Raw genomic sequence first — 20244 nt, 5'->3', positions numbered from 1 at the left:
CCCCCTCACCCCTGCCCCACGCAACAGCCGAAACAACAACGTTTCCGCCTGATCGTCACGGTGCTGGGCGGTCATCAACACTTCATTGGCCTGAGTCGCCTCGATGAACGCGGCATATCGCGCCTCCCGGGCTGCACGCTCAAGGCTGGCGCCGGGCTGAACCTGCACGCGAACAACCTGCAGCGGCACACCCAGCGCATCACAGACCGACTGACAATGATCCGGCCACGCATCAGCCACAGCCTGAAGGCCGTGATGAACATGGATGGCGCTTAGCGCCGGCAGGGATTCGGTTTTTGCGAGGTGTACGAGAAGGTGCAGCAGAACGGTGGAGTCGAGACCACCGGAGAAAGCGATGCGCCAGGTTGCGGCGTTGCGCCATGGAGCAAGGTTGCGTAGAAGCCTGACAGGTAGATCAATCATGGTCTGACTCATATCGATCACTTCGCACAAAACAAATGTGGGAGCGGGCTTGCTCGCGAAGGCGGCTCAACATTCAACACATCAGTTGACTGTTATACCGCTTTCGCGAGCAAGCCCGCTCCCACATTGAAGCCGAGGTCAGATCAGAGACCGTAGCTCATCAGACGCTCGTAACGGCGAGCCAACAGCGCTTCGTTATCGAACTTCTTCAACATCGCCAGCTGCGAGCTCAGCTCGGCACGGATCGATGCAGCTGCAGCGGCCGGATTGCGGTGCGCGCCGCCCAAAGGTTCGCTGATCACTTTATCCACAATACCCAGGCCTTTCAGGCGCTCGGCAGTGATGCCCATGGCTTCGGCAGCGTCCGGCGCTTTCTCGGCGGTCTTCCACAGAATCGAAGCGCAACCTTCCGGCGAAATCACCGCGTAAGTCGAGTACTGCAGCATGTTCAGTTGATCGCAAACGCCGATCGCCAGCGCACCACCGGAACCACCTTCACCGATCACGGTGGCGATGATTGGGGTTTTCAGGCGAGCCATGACGCGCAGGTTCCAGGCAATCGCTTCGCTCTGGTTGCGCTCTTCAGCGTCGATGCCAGGGTAAGCGCCCGGCGTGTCGATAAAGGTCAGGATCGGCATTTTGAAACGTTCGGCCATTTCCATCAGGCGGCACGCCTTGCGGTAGCCTTCCGGACGAGGCATGCCGAAGTTGCGGCGAACTTTCTCGCGCACTTCACGGCCTTTCTGGTGACCGATGATCATCACCGGCTGGTCGTCCAGACGGGCAATGCCGCCGACGATCGCAGCGTCGTCGGAGAAGTGACGGTCGCCGTGCAGTTCGTCGAACTCGGTGAAGATGTGTTCGATGTAGTCCAGGGTATATGGACGTTTCGGGTGACGCGCCAGACGCGCGATCTGCCAGCTGGTCAGCTTGCCGAAGATGTCTTCGGTCAGCGTGCTGCTTTTGTCCTGCAGGCGGGAGATCTCATCGCCGATATTCAGCGAATTGTCATTACCGACCAAGCGCAACTCTTCGATCTTGGCTTGCAGGTCGGCGATCGGCTGTTCGAAATCTAGAAAATTCGGGTTCATAGGCGTCCGTCTTGGGTCGACCTCCAAGAGAGCTTGGGCCGGCCGGTTGTCTATTCGCGCCCTACCTTAAGGGAGAGGCGCGTTCAGGTCGAGATTAAAAATTCAGGTCGAGTCAGGCACGCATTTATATAGAGAGAAATGGCACCTGACCGTCAACGGTATTGGAGGAAGACGTTGTCTCGCCCGAACTGGTCACGCAGGGCTTGAATCAAGGCATCCGCCGGGTCGATCCGCCAGGTCTCGCCAAACTGCAGCAAGGCCTTCGCATCGGGACTGGTGTATTCCATGGTGATCGGGCACGCGCCACGGTGACGCTTGAACAACTCTCCGAGCCAGCGTAGCTGATCGCCTTTCAAATCCTGGGTCTGCAGCTTCAAACGCAGGCTTTCGGCCAGATTGGTGCGCGCATCTTCCATGCTCATCACCCGTTTGACCCGCAGCCGCAGGCCACCGGAGAAGTCGTCGTTGCTGACTTCGCCTTCAACCACCACCATCGCGTCAGTCTGCAACAGCGACTGCGCCGAATGGAATGCTTCGGCGAACAGCGAGGCCTCGATCCGTCCAGAGCGGTCGTCGAGGGTGATGAAACCCATCTTGTCGCCCTTTTTGTTCTTCATGACTCGCAGGGCGATGATCATGCCCGCGACGGTCTGGGTATCGCGGGCCGGTTTCAGGTCGATGATGCGCTGACGGGCAAAACGGCGGATCTCGCCTTCGTATTCGTCGATCGGGTGACCGGTCAGGTACAGGCCCAGGGTGTCTTTCTCCCCTTTCAGGCGTTCCTTGAGGGTCAGCTCCTTGGCTTTACGGTGATTGGCGTAGACATCGGCGTCTTCTTCTACGAACAGACCGCCAAACAGGTCGACATGACCGCTGTCGTGGGTGCGCGCGGTTTGTTCGGCCGCCTTGATCGCACCTTCCATGGCGTTCAGCAGGACCGCCCGGTTGCGGTCGATATTGGCCTGATAGGCTTTCTGCTCGTCATGGAAGTAAGGGCCCAGACGATCCAGCGCACCGCTGCGGATCAATCCATCCAGGGTGCGCTTGTTGATACGTTTGAGATCGACACGGGCGCAGAAATCGAACAGATCCTTGAACGGACCTTCCTGACGCGCCTCGGTGATGGCTTCCACCGGACCTTCGCCCACACCTTTGATCGCGCCGAGGCCGTAAATAATCCGGCCTTCGTCATTCACCGTGAACTTGAACTCCGAAGTATTCACATCCGGCGCGTCGAGACGCAGCTTCATGGTGCGAATTTCTTCGATCAAGGTCACGACCTTGTCGGTGTTGTGCATATCCGCCGACAGTACTGCGGCCATGAACGGCGCCGGGTAGTGCGTTTTCAGCCAGGCGGTCTGGTAAGACACCAGGCCATAAGCGGCGGAGTGGGATTTGTTGAAGCCGTAACCGGCAAATTTCTCTACCAGGTCGAAAATGTTACCGGCCAGGTCGGCGTCGATATTGTTGGTCTTGCAACCGTCAATGAAACCGCCGCGCTGCTTGGCCATTTCTTCGGGTTTTTTCTTACCCATGGCTCGACGCAGCATGTCCGCGCCGCCGAGGGTGTAACCGGCCATGACCTGGGCAATCTGCATCACCTGTTCCTGATACAGGATGATGCCGTAAGTCGGTGCCAGAACCGGCTTGAGGCCTTCGTACTGGTAGTCCGAGTGCGGGTACGCGAGTTCGGCGCGACCGTGCTTACGGTTGATAAAGTCGTCCACCATGCCCGATTGCAATGGACCCGGACGGAACAGGGCCACCAGTGCGATCAAATCTTCCAGGCAGTCGGGCTTGAGCTTTTTGATCAGCTCTTTCATGCCGCGCGACTCAAGCTGGAACACCGCGGTGGTTTCGGCTTTTTGCAGCAACTGGTAAGTCGGCTTGTCATCCAGCGGGATGAACGCGATGTCCAGCGGCGGCTCATCGACCTTGGCGCGATCGCGGTTGATGGTTTTCAGCGCCCAGTCGATGACCGTCAGGGTCCGCAGACCGAGGAAGTCGAACTTCACCAGGCCAGCGGCTTCAACGTCATCCTTGTCGAACTGGGTGACCAGACCATCACCGGCCTCATCGCAATAAATCGGCGAGAAGTCGGTCAGTTTGGTCGGGGCAATAACCACACCACCGGCGTGCTTGCCGACGTTACGCACAACGCCTTCAAGCTTGCGGGCCATTTCCCAGATTTCAGCGGCTTCTTCATCGACCTTGATGAAGTCACGGAGGATTTCTTCCTGTTCGTAGGCCTTTTCCAGGGTCATGCCGACTTCAAACGGAATCATCTTCGACAGACGATCCGCCAAACCGTAGGACTTGCCCTGCACTCGCGCCACGTCGCGGACCACAGCCTTGGCCGCCATGGAACCGAAAGTGATGATCTGGCTTACCGCGTTGCGGCCGTATTTCTCGGCCACGTAGTCGATCACGCGGTCGCGACCGTCCATGCAGAAGTCGACGTCGAAGTCGGGCATGGATACCCGTTCCGGGTTAAGGAAACGTTCGAACAGCAGGTCATATTCCAGCGGATCGAGGTCGGTGATTTTCTGCACATAGGCCACCAGCGATCCGGCACCCGATCCACGGCCTGGACCTACCGGCACGCCGTTGCTCTTGGCCCACTGGATAAAGTCCATAACGATCAGGAAGTAACCGGGGAAGCCCATCTGGATGATGATATCCAGCTCGAAATTCAGCCGGTCGACGTAGACCTGACGCTTGGTTTCGTAGTCTTCGGTGGTGTCCTTGGGCAGCAGAACGCTGAGGCGATCTTCCAGACCATCGAAGGAAACCTTGCGAAAATACTCGTCGATGGTCATGCCATCGGGGATCGGGAAGTTGGGCAGAAAGTGAGTGCCCAGCTTCACTTCGATGTTGCAGCGCTTGGCAATCTCGACGGTGTTTTCCAGCGCTTCGGGAATGTCGCTGAACAGCTCGGCCATTTCCTCGGCGCTTTTGAGGTATTGCTGATCGCTGTAATTCTTCGAACGCCGCGGATCGTCGAGGGCGCGGCCCTCACCGATGCAAACGCGGGTTTCGTGAGCGGCGAAGTCTTCCTGTTTGATGAAGCGCACGTCGTTGGTCGCGACCAGCGGCGCTCCGATTTTTTCAGCCAGGGCCACGGCGCCGTGCAACTGTTCTTCGTCGTTGGGGCGGTTGGTGCGCTGGATCTCCAGATAGAAACGATCCGGGAACACGGCCATCCATTCGCGCGCCAGGTTTTCCGCTTCGGCCGGGTTGCCACTGAGCATCGCCAGACCGATCTCGCCTTCTTTCGCCGCCGACAGCATGATCAAGCCTTCGCTGGCTTCGGCCACCCACTCACGCTCGATGATGACCGAGCCATTGCGCTGGCCGTCGATGAAGCCGCGGGAGATCAGTTCGGTGAGGTTGCGATAACCCACGGCGTTCATCGCCAACAGGCTGATCCGGCTCAGTGCGTTATCCGGATCCTTGTTCGACAGCCACAGGTCGGCGCCACAGATCGGCTTGATCCCGGCGCCCATGGCGGCTTTGTAGAATTTGACCAGGGAACACATGTTGTTCTGGTCGGTGACCGCTACGGCAGGCATGTTCATGCCGACCAGGGTCTTGACCAGCGGTTTGATCCGCACCAGACCGTCGACCAGGGAATACTCAGTGTGCAGGCGTAGATGAACGAATGAAGCCGGCATAGTGATCCTGTCTAGAAACTAGAAACGTGAAGACAACAAGGCCCGGATTGTACCGGGCCTTGGCAAAAACATCAGCCTGCCGACTAGTTCTCGATCAGGTTTTCCCGCGCCTCGTAAGCCAGGCGTACCGGGGCGAACGAGCGACGGTGAATCGGCGTTGGCCCCAAGCGGGCCAGCGCCTCCAGGTGAACGGGAGTCGGGTAGCCTTTGTGGCCACCGATGCCGTAACCCGGATAAATCAGTTCGAATGCCGCCATTTCACGGTCGCGGCTGACCTTGGCCAGAATCGATGCCGCGGCGATGGCTGGCACCTTGCCGTCGCCTTGCACCACCGCTTCGGCACGCATCGACAGCTTCGGGCAACGATTGCCATCGATCATCGCCAGTTTCGGCGTGATGTGCAGACCTTCGACGGCGCGCTGCATGGCCAACATGGTGGCGTGGAGAATGTTCAGCTCGTCGATTTCTTCGACTTCAGCCCGGGCGATGCACCAGCTCAGGGCCTTTTCGCAGATCTCGTCGTAGAGTTTTTCGCGGCGGGCTTCGGTGAGCTTCTTCGAGTCGTTCAGGCCCAGGATCGGACGGCTCGGATCAAGGATCACGGCAGCCGTTACCACTGCACCACAAAGCGGGCCGCGACCGACTTCGTCAACACCGGCTACCAACTCTTCGACTTCAGCGACCAAGGTGAAATCCAGCCCCATTTGCATGCTTGTTTTACTCATTGTACTTGGCCGATCAGGTTCAGTACCGCGTCCGCCGCCTGATTGGAGGCGTCCAGACGTAAGGTACGGTGAATTTCATCGAAGCCGCGGGTCTGTTCTTCACCGCCTTCGATCAGTGGCGACAGCGTCTGGGCCAAGGCTTCAACCGTCGCATCGTCCTGCAGCAACTCGGGCACCAACAGGCGCTGGGCCAGCAGGTTCGGCAAGGAGATGTAGGGACTTTTCACCATGCGCTTGAGAATCCAGAACGTCAGCGGTGCCAAGCGGTACGCGACCACCATCGGCCGTTTGTACAACAACGCTTCAAGCGTCGCGGTTCCGGAGGCGATCAGTACCGCGTCGCAGGCCGCCAGGGCCAGATGGGATTTGCCATCGAGCAATGTCAGCGGCAGATCTCGGCCCGCCAGCAGCTCTTCAAGTTGCTTGCGGCGCTCGGGGCCGGCGCAAGGCATGACGAACCGTACACCAGGGCGCAGGGCTCGCAGACGCTGGGCCGTATCAAGGAACAACGCGCCGAGACGGCCAACTTCGCCACCGCGACTGCCGGGCATCAGTGCGACCAATGGCCCTTCTGGCAAGCCGAGTTCAGCCCGCGCGGCGGCACGATCGGCCTCCAGCGGGATGGCGTCAGCCAGGGAATGCCCGACAAACCGCACCGGCACGCCCTTCTCTTCATAGAATTTCGCTTCGAACGGGAACAGCGTCAGCATCAGATCGCAGCCTTCGCGAATCTTCAGCACCCGTTTCTGCCGCCACGCCCAAACCGACGGGCTAACGTAATGCACGGTCTTGATCCCGGCCTGACGCAGCTTGAGCTCGATATTGAGGTTGAAGTCCGGAGCATCGATACCGATGAACACGTCCGGTTTTTCGGCGATCAGGTCGGCAACCAGCTTCTTGCGGCGGGCCAGCAACTCGCGCAAGCGGCCCAGCACTTCCACCAGGCCCATGACCGAAAGACGCTCCATCGGGAAATACGAGGTCAGGCCTTCGGCCTGCATCAGCGGACCGCCGACACCGATGAACTCGACTGCCGGGTGCTGAGCCTTGAGTGCGCGCATGAGACCCGCGCCAAGAATGTCGCCGGAAGCCTCACCCGCTACCAGCGCAATACGCAGATTAGCCATGATTAACGAGTGATGCCGCGGGTCGAAGACTGGATGGAATCACGAAACACCGCGACTTCCGGGAAATGATCCGACGGCTCGGCCAGTTCGGCGAGTGCCTGCTCGACCGTCAGCCCCTGGCGGTAAACCACCTTGTAGGCACGACGCAGGGCGTGGATCGCATCTTCGCTGAAACCGCGACGACGCATGCCTTCGAAGTTCATGCTGCGAGCTTCGGCCGGGTTGCCGAACACCGTAACGTACGCCGGGACGTCCTTGCCGATGGCGGTGCCCATACCGGAAAAGCTGTGGGCGCCAATGTGGCAATACTGGTGAACCAGGGTAAAACCGGACAGGATCGCCCAGTCTTCAACGTGCACATGGCCCGCCAACGCGGTGTTGTTGACCAGGATGCAGTGGTTGCCGATGACGCTGTCGTGACCGATGTGGGCATAGGCCATGATCAGATTGTGATCGCCCAGGGTTGTTTCAGAACGGTCCTGAACAGTCCCACGGTGAATCGTCACGCCTTCACGGATGACGTTGTGGTCACCGATGACCAGCCGGGTTTCTTCACCCTTGTATTTCAGATCGGGCGTGTCCTCGCCTACCGAAGAAAACTGGTAGATGCGATTGTGCTTTCCGATTCGGGTCGGGCCTTTGAGAATCACATGCGGCCCGATCACTGTCCCCTCGCCGATTTCCACACCTGCACCGATGATCGACCAAGGGCCGACCTCGACGCCGTCGGCCAGGATAGCCGTCGGATCGATGATTGCGCGAGGGTCAATCAAACTCATAGTTTGCGTTCCGCGCAGATGATTTCAGCAGAGCAGACTGGCTTGCCATCGACCGAAGCCTGGCACTCGAACTTCCAGATCTGACGCTTGCAGCTCAGGAACTTGGCTTCCAGGATCAGTTGATCGCCTGGCAACACCGGCTGGCGGAAGCGCAGCTTGTCGGAGCCAACAAAGTAATAAAGGGTGCCGTCGGCCGGTTTCACGTCGAGCATTTTGAAACCAAGGATCCCGGCAGCCTGAGCCATCGCTTCAATGATCAATACGCCCGGCATGATTGGATGCGCAGGGAAGTGACCATTGAAGAAGGGTTCGTTGATGCTGACATTCTTGTAGGCGCGAATGCGCTTGCCTTCCACATCCAGATCCACGACCCGGTCCACCAGCAGGAACGGGTAACGGTGAGGCAGGTATTCGCGAATCTCGTTGATGTCCATCATTTCGGGGGGAAGCCTATGTAAAGATTGGGAGGCGCGACTGACGCGCACCCCTCTAGCAAATCAAGGAGGCAGTCTAGCGGCTGTGCACACTTGATATGGAAATGGTATCAGCCATCTGATGAAGCATTACCGTCAGGGGTCACTTCCCCTACACGCTTTTCCAGCTGTCGCAGACGCCGCGCGATGTCATCGAGCTGACGGATGCGGGCCGCACTTTTGCGCCATTCGGCTGCCGGTTGCATGGCTGTACCGGAAGAATAGGAACCCTTTTCGGTAATCGAGTGGGTCACCATGGTCATCCCGGTGATGAAAACGTTGTCGCAAATTTCAATATGCCCCACCAGCCCTACGCCACCGGCGAGCATGCAATGCTTGCCGATTTTGGTGCTGCCGGAGATTCCCACACACGCGGCCATGGCGGTGTGATCACCGACCTGGACGTTGTGGGCGATCTGAATCTGGTTGTCGAGCTTCACACCGTTACCCAGAACGGTATCGGCCAGTGCACCGCGATCAATAGCGGTATTCACGCCAATCTCCACGTCGTCACCGACCAGCACACCACCGATCTGAGCGATCTTCTGCCAGACACCTTTCTCGTTGGCAAAACCGAAACCTTCGCCACCGAGCACGGCACCCGATTGAATCACCACCCGTTTACCGATGCGAACATCGTGGTACAGCGTGACTCGCGGAGCCAGCCAGCCGCCCTCGCCAATCTCGCAGCGGGCACCGATGAAGCAGTGCGCGCCAACGGTCACACCCGCAGCAATACGCGCGCAGCTTTCGATCACCGCAAAGGCGCCAATGCTCGCCGCCGGATCGACCACTGCATCCGCTGCCACAACCGCTGTCGGATGAATACCGGCAGCCGCCTTTGGCTTGGGATCGAACAGATGGGAAATCCGCGCGTAGGCCAGATAAGGATCAGGCACCACCAGCGCATTACCTGCAAAACCTTCAGCGTCAGCGGCCTTCAGCAACAGGGCTGCGGCCCGGCTGTCCGCCAGGTATTTACGGTATTGGGGGTTTGCGAGAAAGCTCAACTGAGCTGGGCCAGCCTCTTGCAAAGTGGCTAGCCCAGTAATTTCTTTCTCCGGGTCGCCACGCAGTGTGGCGCCGAGGAACTCGGCCAATTGGCCGAGCTTTATAGTCGCTGTCATGGTTACTTCAGCTGATTCATGCGCTCGATAACCTGGCGAGTGATGTCGTACTGAGGTTTGACATCAATCACTGCGCCACGCTCGAAGACCAGGTCAAAAGCACCTTTCTTGATGACTTCTTCCACAGCGCTGTCCAGTTTCGGCTTGAGCTGCTTCAGCATTTCACGGTCGGCAACGGCTTTGGCTTCGTTCAATTCCTTGGACTGGAACTGGAAGTCACGGGCCTTCTGCTTGAACTCGAGTTCCAGACGTTCACGCTCGCCTTGCTGCATCTTGTCGCCGCCGGCCATCAGACGGTCCTGGATACCTTTGGCACTGCTTTCCAGAGTCTTGAGCTTGGTCAGCTGTGGGCCGAACTTCTTCTCGGCATCCACGGCGTACTTCTTGGCCGCATCGGATTCCAGCAGCGCCATCTGATAGTTCAGAACGGCGATTTTCATGTCGGCAAAAGCCGGGCCTGCTACCAGTACGGTCGCCAGGAGAACCAATTGAGTCAACTTACGCACGATGCACTCCTACAAAATCCATTGTCGTTATCTTGGGTCAGACGCTTAGAACGTCTGGCCGAGGGAGAATTGGAACACTTGAGTCTCAGCGTCATTCGGTTTCTTGACCGGCATGGCCAACGCGAAGCTCAGAGGACCCAATGCGGTAACCCAGGTCACGCCTACACCGACGGAGCTGGCCAAGTTGCTCAGGCTGATGTCGTTACATTCTGTTTGAGCGGTTGAACCGACATTTGCGTTCGTCGTTTTATCGCACGTGGAGTCGAATACGTTACCTACGTCCCAGAATACCGAAGTGCGCAGGGAACGCTGATCCTTGACGAATGGCAGTGGGAACAGCACCTCGACACCACCCTGGATCAAAACGTTACCACCGAACGGCAGCGGATCCTGGTCCGGGTCGGCCAGCGTGCCGGTGTTACCCGTCACAGCCGCACCGCGACTTGGGGTACTGCGAGGACCGAGGGTACTGTCCTTGAAGCCACGAACCGAGTTGAAACCACCAGCATAGTAGTTTTCATAGAACGGCAAGCCATCGGTAGAACCATAACCATCGCCATAGCCCAGTTCGGTGTGCAGGCGCATGGTGTAGTTTTCAGACAATGGCTGGAACAACTGACCACGGTAATCAAGTTTGAAGAACGACAGGTCGCTGCCAGGCGTGGTGGTTTCCAGTGTCAGGCTTTGGGAATGACCACGGGTCGCCAATACGCCTTTGTTCAGTGTGGATTCGGACCAGCCGGCCGAGGCCTTGAAGTTCAGGTAGCTGTCGCCTTCCCTGTTAACGAAGTCGAAGATCTCGTCAACGGTGTATTGACCGGTCTTGATCTTGTCTTGTTGTGCAGTCAAGCCGAAGGTCAGACGCGAAGTCTCGCTGATCGGGTAACCGACGCTCACGCCTGCACCCAGGCTGTCTACGGCATAGCTGGCTACGTCGACGTCGAGGTCTTTGTAGTCAGTGGTGCGATAGAACGCGTTGTAACCCAGGCTAACGCCATCAGCAGTCCAGTACGGGTCGACGTAACCGAAGTTATAGCGGCTCTGGTATTCACTGCGCGTCAAGCCGATGCTGACCTTGTTACCTGTACCCAGGAAGTTGTTCTGGGTGATCGAACCACCGAGGATCAGACCGGCGCTCTGGGCGAAACCGACGCTGGCGGTAATCGAACCGGAAGCCTGCTCTTCAACGCTGTAGTTCACGTCCACCTGGTCGTCGACACCCGGCACGGCCGGCGTTTCGACGTTGACTTCCTTGAAGAAGCCCAGACGCTCAAGACGAGTCTTGGATTGGTCGATCAGGTAAGTCGAAGCCCAGCCGCCTTCCATTTGACGCATTTCACGGCGCAGCACTTCATCTTCGGACTTGGTGTTGCCACGGAAGTTGATGCGGTTCACGTAAGCACGCTTGCCCGGATCGACGGCGAACGTGATGTCGACGGTGTGGTCTTCATCATGAGGCTGAGGCACGCCATTGACGTTGGCGAAGGTGTAACCCTCGTTACCCAGACGACGGGTGATCAGTTCGGACGTGGTGGTCATCAGCTTGCGCGAGAACACCTGGCCTTTCTGGACCAGCAGCAGGGACTTGACCTGGTCTTCAGGGACTTTCAGGTCGCCGCTCAGCTTGACGTCACGGACGGTGTACTTCTCGCCTTCATTGACGTTGACGGTGATATAGACGTGCTTCTTGTCCGGGGTGATGGACACCTGGGTCGAAGCGATATCCATGTTGATATAGCCACGGTCCAGGTAGTAAGAGCGCAGACGCTCCAGGTCACCGGACAGTTTTTCACGAGCGTACTTGTCATCGTTCTTGAAGAACGACAGCCAGTTGGTGGTCTTGAGTTCAAACAGGTCGATCAGGTCTTCTTCAGGAAAGACGGTGTTACCCACCACGTTGATGTGCTGGATAGCAGCAACGGTGCCTTCGTTGATATTGACCTTCAACGCAACGCGGTTACGCGGCTGCGGCACCACTTCAGTGTCGACGGTAGCCGAGTAGCGACCCTGAGCGACGTATTGGCGCTGCAGCTCGTTACGCACACCTTCGAGGGTGGCACGCTGGAAGATCTCGCCTTCAGCCAGACCGGATTGTTTCAGGCCTTTCATCAGGTCTTCAGTGGAGATCGCCTTGTTACCCTCGATCTCGATACTGGCGACCGACGGGCGCTCGACTACAGTGATGACCAGGACGTTGCCATCGCGGCCCAGCTGGATATCTTGAAAGAAACCGGTTTTGAACAACGCACGAGTGGATTCCACCAGGCGACGATCATCCGCCTGTTCACCGACGTTCAACGGCAAAGCACCAAAGACGCTACCCGCGGAGACCCGCTGGAGGCCATTGACGCGAATATCAGAGATAGTGAAGGACTCGGCGTGAACTTCGGCGATCATCAATACGGTGAGAACCGCAGTTAGCAGCAGACGTTTCATGAAGTCCTTTCTTATTCCAACTGGCAATAAACAAACTGCCGCAAAATGCGGCAGATTCGCAATTCAGCGAAGCGTTACAGTCGACCCAGATCATTGACAAGAGCAAGCAACATCACCCCGATCACCAAACTGATACCGATCTGTATCCCCCAACCCTGCACCCGATCCGACAAGGGGCGACCACGCGCCCACTCGATCAGATAAAACAACAAATGCCCCCCATCCAGTACAGGAATGGGCAACAAATTCAGAACCCCCAAGCTAATACTCAGATAAGCAAGGAAATTCAGGAAATCAGCGACACCCGACTGGGCAGAAGCGCCCGCCACTTTAGCAATGGTTATCGGTCCACTCAAGTTTTTTACCGAGAGCTCACCGAACAACATTTTCTTGAGCGAATCGAGGGTCAGTACGCTCATGGTCCAGGTGCGTCGAGCCCCCTCCCCAATCGCTGCCACAGGACCATAACTCACTTCGCGAATCATCTCTGGCGGCCAATCAACCGCCTTCACTCCAGCCCCCAGATAACCACTGGGCGCCTTCTTCTCGCCGCGAGCGGCCAGCGTCACAGGGACGTCGATTTGAGCACCATCACGCTCGACGCGCAGCATGATTTTGGTATCAGGGTGCATACGGACCGTATCCACCACCTGCTGCCAGTCATCAAGCGACTTACCGTCCAGAGCCAACAGTCGGTCACCGGTCTTCAGGCCAGCAGCCTGTGCCGGGCCTTTCGGGTCAAGTTCGGCCAGGACCGGTGGCAGCGCCGGACGCCAAGGGCGTAAACCCAGCGAACGAATCGGATCCGGCTCATCGGCACCCTTGAGCCATTTATCCAGCATCAGTTCACGGGGCGAATCCACTGTGGAACCCTGATCACGGACCAGCAACTGCAGGGAACCGCTCTCCCCAAGACGACGGACCAACTGCAGGTTCACCGCGGCCCAGCCAGAAGTTGGCTCGCCATCGATGGCAATGATTTCCTGGCCTGCGCTCAAACCAGCCTTGGCGGCGATACTGCCGGATTCGACTGCACCAATGACCGGGCGCACTTGCTCGCTGCCGAGCATGGCGAGCACCCAGAAAAAAATCATCGCCAGTAAAAAGTTGGCAATCGGACCCGCCGATACGATAGCGATGCGCTGGCGGACGGATTTGCGATTGAAGGATTGATCAAGCTGATCGGCAGGCACTTCGCCTTCGCGCTCGTCGAGCATTTTTACGTAACCGCCCAGCGGGATCGCGGCGACGACGAACTCAGTGCCTTTCTTGTCGTGCCAGCGCAGCAACGGCATACCGAAGCCCACGGAGAAACGCAGCACTTTGACCCCACAGCGACGCGCGACCCAAAAATGGCCGAATTCGTGGAAGGTGACCAGCACACCCAAAGCCACCAGGGTGCCGACAATCATATAGAGCGCGCTCATCTACTTTCTCCGCAATCCTGTCCAGTGCCGCATGGGTCAACGTATTGCAGCACTTACCGCCCGTGACGACTCAACCATTGTTCGGCCAGTACTCGCGCTTTTGCGTCGGCCGTGAACACTGCCTCGAGATCATCAACCGCAACCACGGGCTCGAGATTCAATACTTCTTCGATGATACTCGCGATTTCCGGGTAGCGAACCCGCCCGTCGAGAAAGGCCGCGACCGCCACTTCATTCGCCGCATTCAGCATGGCCGGCGCGCTATTGCCGGATTCAGCCGCCTGACGCGCAAGGCGCAGACACGGGAATCGCTCTTCATCAGGCGCCTGGAAGTCCAGCCGCGCAATTGCAAACAGGTCCAGCGGCGCAACACCCGAGTCGATTCGCTCCGGCCAGGCCAGCGCGTTGGCGATCGGCGTGCGCATGTCAGGGTTACCTAACTGAGCCAATACCGAACCGTCGATGTAATCGACCAGCGAATGAATCACGCTTTGAGGATGAATCACCACTTCGACCTGAGACGGCTTGGCATCAAACAGCCAGCAGGCTTCGATCAACTCCAGCCCCTTGTTCATCATGCTGGCCGAATCCACCGAAATCTTGCGCCCCATGGACCAGTTCGGGTGGGCACACGCTTGCTCAGGGGAAACATGCACCAGTTCAGCCATAGGTGTCTGTCGGAACGGACCGCCAGAGGCTGTGAGTAAAATCCGACGCACCCCGACGGCACCCAGCCCACGCGCGAAATCCTGTGGCATGCACTGGAAAATCGCGTTGTGCTCGCTGTCGATCGGCAGCAACACCGAACCACTCTTGCGCACCGCCTGCATGAACAGCGCACCGGACATCACCAGTGCTTCTTTGTTGGCCAGGAGGATTTTCTTGCCGGCTTCTACCGCCGCCAGAGTCGGTCGCAAGCCCGCAGCGCCAACGATGGCCGCCATGACCGCATCGACCTCAGGATCGGAAGCAATCTGACACAGGCCCTTCTCCCCGACCAGCACGCGGGTCGACAGACCTGCGGCGCACAAGTCGTCCTGCAAACCTCGGGCGGCACCCGCCTCAGGCACCACGGCGAACCGCGGCGTATGACGAACACACAGTGCCAACAGCTCGCTCAGACGGGTGAAACCGCTCAAGGCGAAAACCTGATAACGCTCGGGATGGCGAGCGATGACGTCTAGCGTGCTCAGACCAATCGAACCGGTCGCCCCCAGGACGGTAATCTGCTGCGGGCGGCTCACGGTGCCGCCATCCATAGCAGCACGGCAAACACTGGAATCGCTGCAGTCAGACTGTCGATTCGGTCCAGCACGCCGCCGTGACCCGGCAGCAGATTACTGCTGTCCTTGATCCCGGACTGACGCTTGAACATGCTTTCGGTGAGATCACCTACCACCGAGATAAACACGATGATGGCTGCACCCATCAGACCTTTGAACAGTTGCGCCACCGTCCAGTCTCGAACCAGACTTACAATGACAGTAATGACCAGACTCACCGCGAGGCCGCCGTAGACACCCTCCCAGCTTTTGCCGGGACTGACCTGTGGCGCCAGCTTGCGCTTGCCAAAGGCCCGGCCAGAGAAATAAGCACCGATATCAGCGCCCCAGACCAGCACCATCACCGCCATGATCAGCCAGTTGCCCAAAGGCTCCTGCTTGATCTGAACCAGACCTTGCCAGGCAGGCAGCAGGATCAGCAGACCGATCACCAGCTTGCAGGCAACGCTGGACCAAAGTTCGCTGGAGCGCGGATAAGTCAGCACCAGATAGGTTGCAACGCCCCACCAAAGCACCGAAGCGCCCAACACCCAAGGCGCGAGCCCAGGCACGATATGCATGACAAACAGCATCAACGCGACCACAGCTGCATAGGCAATGCGGATCGGTTGCTCAGTGAAGCCCGCCAGGCGTGCCCACTCCCATGCACCGAGGGTCACGACCAGCCCGATGAACAGCGCAAAACCGGTGCCTTCGAGCAGGAAAAACCCGCACAGGGCAATCGGCAACAGGATCAGTGCGGTGATGATTCGTTGTTTAAGCATTAAAACCGGGCTCCAGCCTCGACCTGCTCGCTCGTTTTACCGAAGCGGCGCTGCCGAGAAGCAAAATCGGCCAGCGCGGTACGCATGGCATCGTGTTTGAAGTCCGGCCAGAACAGGTCGGAGAAGTACAACTCGGCGTAAGCCAGTTGCCACAGCAGGAAGTTGCTGATGCGGTGCTCGCCACCGGTACGGATGCACAAGTCCGGCAACGGCAAATCGCCGGTAGCCAGGCAGGTTTGCAACAGTTCCGGGGTAATGTCTTCCGGACGCAGGTGCCCGGCCTGAACTTCCCGAGCCAGACGCTGTGCGGCCTGCGCGATATCCCACTGTCCGCCATAGTTGGCAGCGATCTGCAGAATGAAGCGATTGGCGCCCGCTGTCATTGCCTCAGCTTCACGCATGGCAGCCTGAAGCTCTGGATGAAAGCGCGAACGGTCGCCAATGATGCGCAAACTGATGTTGTTTTCGTTCAGGCGCTTGGCCTCGCGACGCAATGCCTTGAAGAACAGATCCATCAAGGCGCTGACCTCGTCGGCCGGGCGCTGCCAGTTCTCACTGGAGAAGGCAAACAGGGTCAATACTTCGACCCCGGCCTCGGCGCACACCTCGATCACCGCACGAACCGCATCCACACCCGCTTTATGACCGGCGACACCCGGCATAAAGCGCTTTTTCGCCCAGCGATTATTACCATCCATGATGATCGCGACATGGCGCGGCACCGCGGACGGCGCAGTCTGCTTGGTCTTTTCCATGAAAACGCGACCCTTATACGGCCATCAGGTCTTTTTCTTTCTGCGCCAAATTCGCGTCGATTTCAGCCACGTACTTTTTGGTCAGATCATCAATTTCGCCAGTGGCGCGACGCTCTTCGTCTTCGCTGATTTCTTTTTCCTTGACCAGATCCTTGAGCTGGCTGTTCGCGTCACGACGGATGTTGCGCACCGCAACACGGGCATCTTCAGCGACATCACGAGCCTGCTTGGTGAAGCCCTTGCGGGTTTCTTCGGTCAGGGCCGGCATGGAGATCAGCAACAATTCGCCCAGGTTGGTCGGGTTGAGGTTCAGACCCGCGCTACCGATGGCTTTGTCCACGGCACCCAGCATGTTGCGCTCAAAGGCAACGACTTGCAGGGTACGGGCGTCTTTGACGGTGATGTTCGCCACCTGTTTGATCGGGGTGTCAGAACCGTAATACGGCACCATCACGCCTTCCAGAATGCTTGGGTGCGCCTGGCCAGTACGAATACGGCCGAAGTTGTGCATCAGCGACTCGACGGATTTCTGCATACGCTCTTTAGCGTCTTTCTTGATTTCGTTGATCATTGCTGGCCTTCCTCGATCAGGGTCCCTTCAGCGCCGCCATGCACGATATTCAGCAGGGCGCCGGGCTTGTTCATGTTAAATACGCGCAACGGCATCTTGTGGTCGCGGCACAGGCAAATGGCGGTCAGATCCATCACGCCCAGCTTGCGATCCAGTACTTCATCGTAAGTCAGATGATCGAACTTCTCGGCATGCGGGTCTTTGAATGGGTCAGCGGTGTAGACGCCATCGACCTTGGTCGCCTTGAGCACGACATCGGCATCGATTTCGATTGCACGCAAGCACGCTGCCGAATCCGTGGTGAAGAACGGATTGCCGGTACCGGCCGCGAAAATCACGACTTCCTTGGCGTTCAAGTGGCGCATGGCTTTGCGGCGATCATAGTGATCGGTCACGCCAACCATGGAAATGGCCGACATCACGATGGCCGAGATATTGGCACGTTCCAGCGCATCGCGCATGGCCAAGGCGTTCATCACAGTGGCCAGCATACCCATGTGGTCACCGGTGACCCTATCCATGCCGGCCGCGCTCAGCGCTGCACCGCGGAACAGGTTACCGCCGCCGATCACCAGACCGACCTGAACACCGATGCCGACCAGTTGGCCGACTTCCAGCGCCATGCGATCCAGAACTTTCGGATCGATCCCGAACTCTTCCGAGCCCATCAGGGCCTCGCCGCTAAGCTTGAGTAGAATGCGTTTATAGCGAGCCTGATAACCACTGCCCTGCTGAGCCATTGCGAATCTCTCCTGCGGCGTATTTTAAAAATTCTTTGCGAGCTGTTTACAGCTGGCGTTCACTCTAACTTGGCGCTGTTTCAGCACCATCGGAACATGGCTTTGTAAGCCAGTTCCAAAAGGAAACCAATTAAAAATTGGTGCCCCATCTGAAAAGAGGCTGCGCGCGTGAGCGGGCAGCCTCTTCAGGGCGACAGTTAAAAACCGTCTTATTGCTTGGCGGCAGCCAGCTGGGCAGCAACTTCTTCAGCGAAGTTGTCGACCGGCTTCTCGATGCCATCGCCTACTTTGAAGTAGGTGAAGGAAACGATTTCAGCACCGGCTTTCTTGGCCAGTTCGCCAACCTTGATTTCAGGGTTCTTGACGAACGCCTGCTCAACCAGGCTCGCTTCAGCCAGGAACTTGCTGATACGGCCTTTGACCATGTTTTCAACGATGTTTTCTGGCTTGCCAGCGATCTTGTCAGCGTTGAGGGTCAGGAACACGCCTTTCTCACGCTCGACCGCTTCAGCGGAAACTTCCGATGGCAGCAGGAATTCAGGGTTGGTCGCCGCTACGTGCATGGCGATGTCTTTGGCCAGCTCAACGCTGCCGCCTTTAAGGGCAACCACAACACCGATCTTGTTGCCGTGCAGGTAACCACCAACAACGTCACCTTCAACGCGCGCCAGACGACGGATGTTGACGTTTTCGCCAACCTTGCCGACCAGAACCAGGCGATCGGCTTCTTGAGCGGCGATCAGCGGAGCAACGTCAGTCAGTTTGTCAGCGAACGCTTTTTCAACGCTGGAAGCGACAAATGCCTTGAAGTCATCCTGCAAAGCCAGGAAGTCGGTCTGCGAGTTCACTTCCAGCAGAACGGCGGATTTACCGTCTTCCTTCAGAGCGATTGCGCCTTCAGCAGCCACGTTGCCAGCTTTCTTGGCAGCCTTGATGGCGCCCGAAGCACGCATGTCATCAATGGCTTTTTCGATGTCGCCGCCAGCCTTGGTCAAGGCCTTTTTGCAGTCCATCATGCCTTCGCCAGTACGCTCGCGCAGTTCTTTGACCAACGCTGCAGTAATCTCTGCCATTTCTAAATTCCTCTTGGATAGGTTTTCAACCATTCCACCCGATCGAACGGGCGATCAATTCTTCCCGAACCACCGCTGTGGGTCGCTGCACGCTACAGACAATGCAACTGCGCTACCGACAAACGGTTTTCGAGGTGGCAAAAAGGGGGCCAAGCCCCCTTTTTGCTTACTGAGTCAACGCCAAGGCGTCAATTACTCAGCTGCTGCTACCGGAGCTTCTTCAACGAACTGCTCGGTGCCGCCAGCAACGTGGTTGCGACCACGGATTACAGCGTCAGCCATCGAACCCATGTACAGCTGGATAGCGCGGATTGCGTCATCGTTGCCTGGGATGATGTAGTCAACGCCTTCCGGGCTGCTGTTGGTATCGACTACGCCGATAACCGGGATGCCCAGCTTGTTGGCTTCGGTGATCGCGATGCGCTCGTGATCAACGTCGATAACGAACAGAGCGTCTGGCAGACCGCCCATGTCCTTGATACCACCCAGGGAACGATCGAGCTTCTCAAGATCGCGAGTGCGCATCAGCGCTTCTTTCTTGGTCAGCTTGGCGAAAGTACCGTCTTCGGCTTGCACTTCAAGGTCACGCAGACGCTTGATGGAAGCACGGATGGTTTTGAAGTTGGTCAGCATGCCGCCCAACCAGCGGTGATCGACGTACGGCGAACCGCAACGTGCTGCTTCTTCAGCAACGATCTTGCCAGCGGAACGCTTGGTGCCGACGAACAGAATCTTGTTTTTGCCCTGGGCCAGACGCTCTACGAAAGTCAGAGCTTCGTTGAACATTGGCAGGGTTTTTTCAAGGTTGATGATGTGGATCTTGTTACGCGCGCCGAAAATGTATTTACCCATTTTCGGGTTCCAGTAACGGGTCTGGTGACCGAAGTGCACACCGGCCTTCAGCATATCGCGCATGTTGACTTGGGACATGATAGTTCCTTAAGTAAGTCGGGTTTGGCCTCCACGTATCCCAATGACCAACCAGCAGCATCAGCTGAAGGCACCCAGGTCATCGTGTCGACACGTGTGTGGATTTAGGCTTTTCAGGGGATCCCCGGAAAGCGGCGCATTTTATATCACAAGGCTGAAAAAAACGGAACCCGGATTGTTAAATCCTGGCGCGTGCGTTGGTTCCGTCCCTTGGAATCCTCCAAGAATGCGCCATTCTATAAGGAGAAGCGATGCACAGAGGCTCAGATTTGCGCTGCTCGTCTGTTAGAATCGCGTTTTTCAGGGCCGCGAAGATCGACCGCGCAACGCCCATTCCGTT

At 57.7% G+C, this 20244-nt stretch carries 18 protein-coding genes; all 18 read right to left on the bottom strand.

From position 1 onward, the window contains the following. A partial coding sequence (gene tilS, locus KGB23_RS27835; protein ID WP_223433364.1) for a tRNA lysidine(34) synthetase TilS occupies positions 1-435 on the bottom strand: 435 nt, incomplete at its 3' end. A gap of 131 nt (positions 436-566) precedes the next feature. Beyond that, positions 567-1514 carry an acetyl-CoA carboxylase carboxyltransferase subunit alpha gene (locus tag KGB23_RS27830; protein ID WP_008154040.1) on the bottom strand — a complete coding sequence of 316 codons (948 nt, stop codon included), beginning with the start codon at positions 1512-1514 and terminating at the stop codon, positions 567-569. A gap of 152 nt (positions 1515-1666) precedes the next feature. Next, a complete protein-coding gene (dnaE, locus tag KGB23_RS27825) occupies positions 1667-5188 on the bottom strand; it encodes a DNA polymerase III subunit alpha (protein ID WP_123365860.1) in 3522 nt (1173 codons plus the stop codon). A gap of 83 nt (positions 5189-5271) precedes the next feature. Further along, the gene (gene rnhB, locus KGB23_RS27820) at positions 5272-5898 is read right to left on the bottom strand and encodes a ribonuclease HII (RefSeq protein WP_046046295.1); all 627 of its coding nucleotides are present in this window, start codon (positions 5896-5898) and stop codon (positions 5272-5274) included. Positions 5899-5909: 11 nt separating this feature from the next. Further along, complete coding sequence (lpxB, locus tag KGB23_RS27815; RefSeq protein ID WP_223433363.1) at positions 5910-7040, bottom strand: lipid-A-disaccharide synthase; 1131 nt, start codon at positions 7038-7040, stop codon at positions 5910-5912. A 2-nt stretch (positions 7041-7042) separates the two neighbouring features. Then, positions 7043-7819, bottom strand: a complete 777-nt coding sequence (gene lpxA / locus KGB23_RS27810; RefSeq protein WP_223433362.1) for an acyl-ACP--UDP-N-acetylglucosamine O-acyltransferase — start codon at positions 7817-7819, stop codon at positions 7043-7045. After that, positions 7816-8256 (bottom strand): 3-hydroxyacyl-ACP dehydratase FabZ, encoded by a 441-nt coding sequence (gene fabZ, locus KGB23_RS27805; protein ID WP_007907157.1) that lies wholly within the window; start codon positions 8254-8256, stop codon positions 7816-7818. Before fabZ ends, lpxA begins: the two co-directional genes overlap by 4 nt. A 107-nt stretch (positions 8257-8363) precedes the next feature. Further along, positions 8364-9419: a UDP-3-O-(3-hydroxymyristoyl)glucosamine N-acyltransferase gene (gene lpxD / locus KGB23_RS27800; RefSeq protein ID WP_223433361.1), complete on the bottom strand. Its 1056-nt coding sequence runs from the start codon at positions 9417-9419 to the stop codon at positions 8364-8366. Between the two features lie 2 nt (positions 9420-9421). Next, complete coding sequence (locus tag KGB23_RS27795) at positions 9422-9925, bottom strand: OmpH family outer membrane protein (RefSeq protein ID WP_008028980.1); 504 nt, start codon at positions 9923-9925, stop codon at positions 9422-9424. 45 nt (positions 9926-9970) lie between these two features. Continuing rightward, entirely contained in the window at positions 9971-12361 is a 2391-nt protein-coding gene (gene bamA, locus KGB23_RS27790) for an outer membrane protein assembly factor BamA (protein ID WP_150654827.1), read from the bottom strand. Positions 12362-12435: 74 nt separating this feature from the next. Then, positions 12436-13788, bottom strand: coding sequence for a sigma E protease regulator RseP (gene rseP, locus KGB23_RS27785; RefSeq protein ID WP_223433360.1), 1353 nt, complete (start codon positions 13786-13788; stop codon positions 12436-12438). 53 nt (positions 13789-13841) lie between these two features. Continuing rightward, the gene (gene ispC / locus KGB23_RS27780; protein WP_223433359.1) at positions 13842-15032 is read right to left on the bottom strand and encodes a 1-deoxy-D-xylulose-5-phosphate reductoisomerase; all 1191 of its coding nucleotides are present in this window, start codon (positions 15030-15032) and stop codon (positions 13842-13844) included. Then, a complete protein-coding gene (locus KGB23_RS27775; protein WP_150654824.1) occupies positions 15029-15835 on the bottom strand; it encodes a phosphatidate cytidylyltransferase in 807 nt (268 codons plus the stop codon). Before KGB23_RS27775 ends, ispC begins: the two co-directional genes overlap by 4 nt. Further along, positions 15835-16590 carry a polyprenyl diphosphate synthase gene (gene uppS, locus KGB23_RS27770; RefSeq protein ID WP_150654823.1) on the bottom strand — a complete coding sequence of 252 codons (756 nt, stop codon included), beginning with the start codon at positions 16588-16590 and terminating at the stop codon, positions 15835-15837. Before uppS ends, KGB23_RS27775 begins: the two co-directional genes overlap by 1 nt. A gap of 13 nt (positions 16591-16603) precedes the next feature. Then, positions 16604-17161, bottom strand: coding sequence for a ribosome recycling factor (frr, locus tag KGB23_RS27765; protein ID WP_008028968.1), 558 nt, complete (start codon positions 17159-17161; stop codon positions 16604-16606). After that, positions 17158-17901, bottom strand: coding sequence for a UMP kinase (gene pyrH, locus KGB23_RS27760; protein WP_003172271.1), 744 nt, complete (start codon positions 17899-17901; stop codon positions 17158-17160). The genes frr and pyrH overlap by 4 nt, the downstream gene beginning before the upstream one ends. A gap of 209 nt (positions 17902-18110) precedes the next feature. Further along, entirely contained in the window at positions 18111-18974 is an 864-nt protein-coding gene (tsf, locus tag KGB23_RS27755; RefSeq protein ID WP_033056302.1) for a translation elongation factor Ts, read from the bottom strand. A gap of 192 nt (positions 18975-19166) precedes the next feature. After that, positions 19167-19904 (bottom strand): 30S ribosomal protein S2, encoded by a 738-nt coding sequence (gene rpsB / locus KGB23_RS27750; protein ID WP_003219330.1) that lies wholly within the window; start codon positions 19902-19904, stop codon positions 19167-19169. Positions 19905-20244 lie beyond the last annotated feature (340 nt).

This window comes from Pseudomonas sp. GL-B-26, from assembly GCF_019947405.1.
GTDB lineage: Bacteria > Pseudomonadota > Gammaproteobacteria > Pseudomonadales > Pseudomonadaceae > Aquipseudomonas.
The sequence above is the reverse complement of the archived record's forward strand: the minus strand, read 5'-3'. Positions and strand labels throughout refer to the sequence as shown.

Coding starts and splice junctions, on each gene's coding strand:
- KGB23_RS27830 (WP_008154040.1), bottom strand. CDS start 1,514: ATGAACCCGAATTTTCTAGATTTCGAACAGCCGATCGCCGACCTGCAA.
- dnaE (WP_123365860.1), bottom strand. CDS start 5,188: ATGCCGGCTTCATTCGTTCATCTACGCCTGCACACTGAGTATTCCCTG.
- rnhB (WP_046046295.1), bottom strand. CDS start 5,898: ATGCAAATGGGGCTGGATTTCACCTTGGTCGCTGAAGTCGAAGAGTTG.
- lpxB (WP_223433363.1), bottom strand. CDS start 7,040: ATGGCTAATCTGCGTATTGCGCTGGTAGCGGGTGAGGCTTCCGGCGAC.
- lpxA (WP_223433362.1), bottom strand. CDS start 7,819: ATGAGTTTGATTGACCCTCGCGCAATCATCGATCCGACGGCTATCCTG.
- fabZ (WP_007907157.1), bottom strand. CDS start 8,256: ATGATGGACATCAACGAGATTCGCGAATACCTGCCTCACCGTTACCCG.
- lpxD (WP_223433361.1), bottom strand. CDS start 9,419: ATGACAGCGACTATAAAGCTCGGCCAATTGGCCGAGTTCCTCGGCGCC.
- bamA (WP_150654827.1), bottom strand. CDS start 12,361: ATGAAACGTCTGCTGCTAACTGCGGTTCTCACCGTATTGATGATCGCC.
- rseP (WP_223433360.1), bottom strand. CDS start 13,788: ATGAGCGCGCTCTATATGATTGTCGGCACCCTGGTGGCTTTGGGTGTG.
- KGB23_RS27775 (WP_150654824.1), bottom strand. CDS start 15,835: ATGCTTAAACAACGAATCATCACCGCACTGATCCTGTTGCCGATTGCC.
- uppS (WP_150654823.1), bottom strand. CDS start 16,590: ATGGAAAAGACCAAGCAGACTGCGCCGTCCGCGGTGCCGCGCCATGTC.
- frr (WP_008028968.1), bottom strand. CDS start 17,161: ATGATCAACGAAATCAAGAAAGACGCTAAAGAGCGTATGCAGAAATCC.
- pyrH (WP_003172271.1), bottom strand. CDS start 17,901: ATGGCTCAGCAGGGCAGTGGTTATCAGGCTCGCTATAAACGCATTCTA.
- tsf (WP_033056302.1), bottom strand. CDS start 18,974: ATGGCAGAGATTACTGCAGCGTTGGTCAAAGAACTGCGCGAGCGTACT.
- rpsB (WP_003219330.1), bottom strand. CDS start 19,904: ATGTCCCAAGTCAACATGCGCGATATGCTGAAGGCCGGTGTGCACTTC.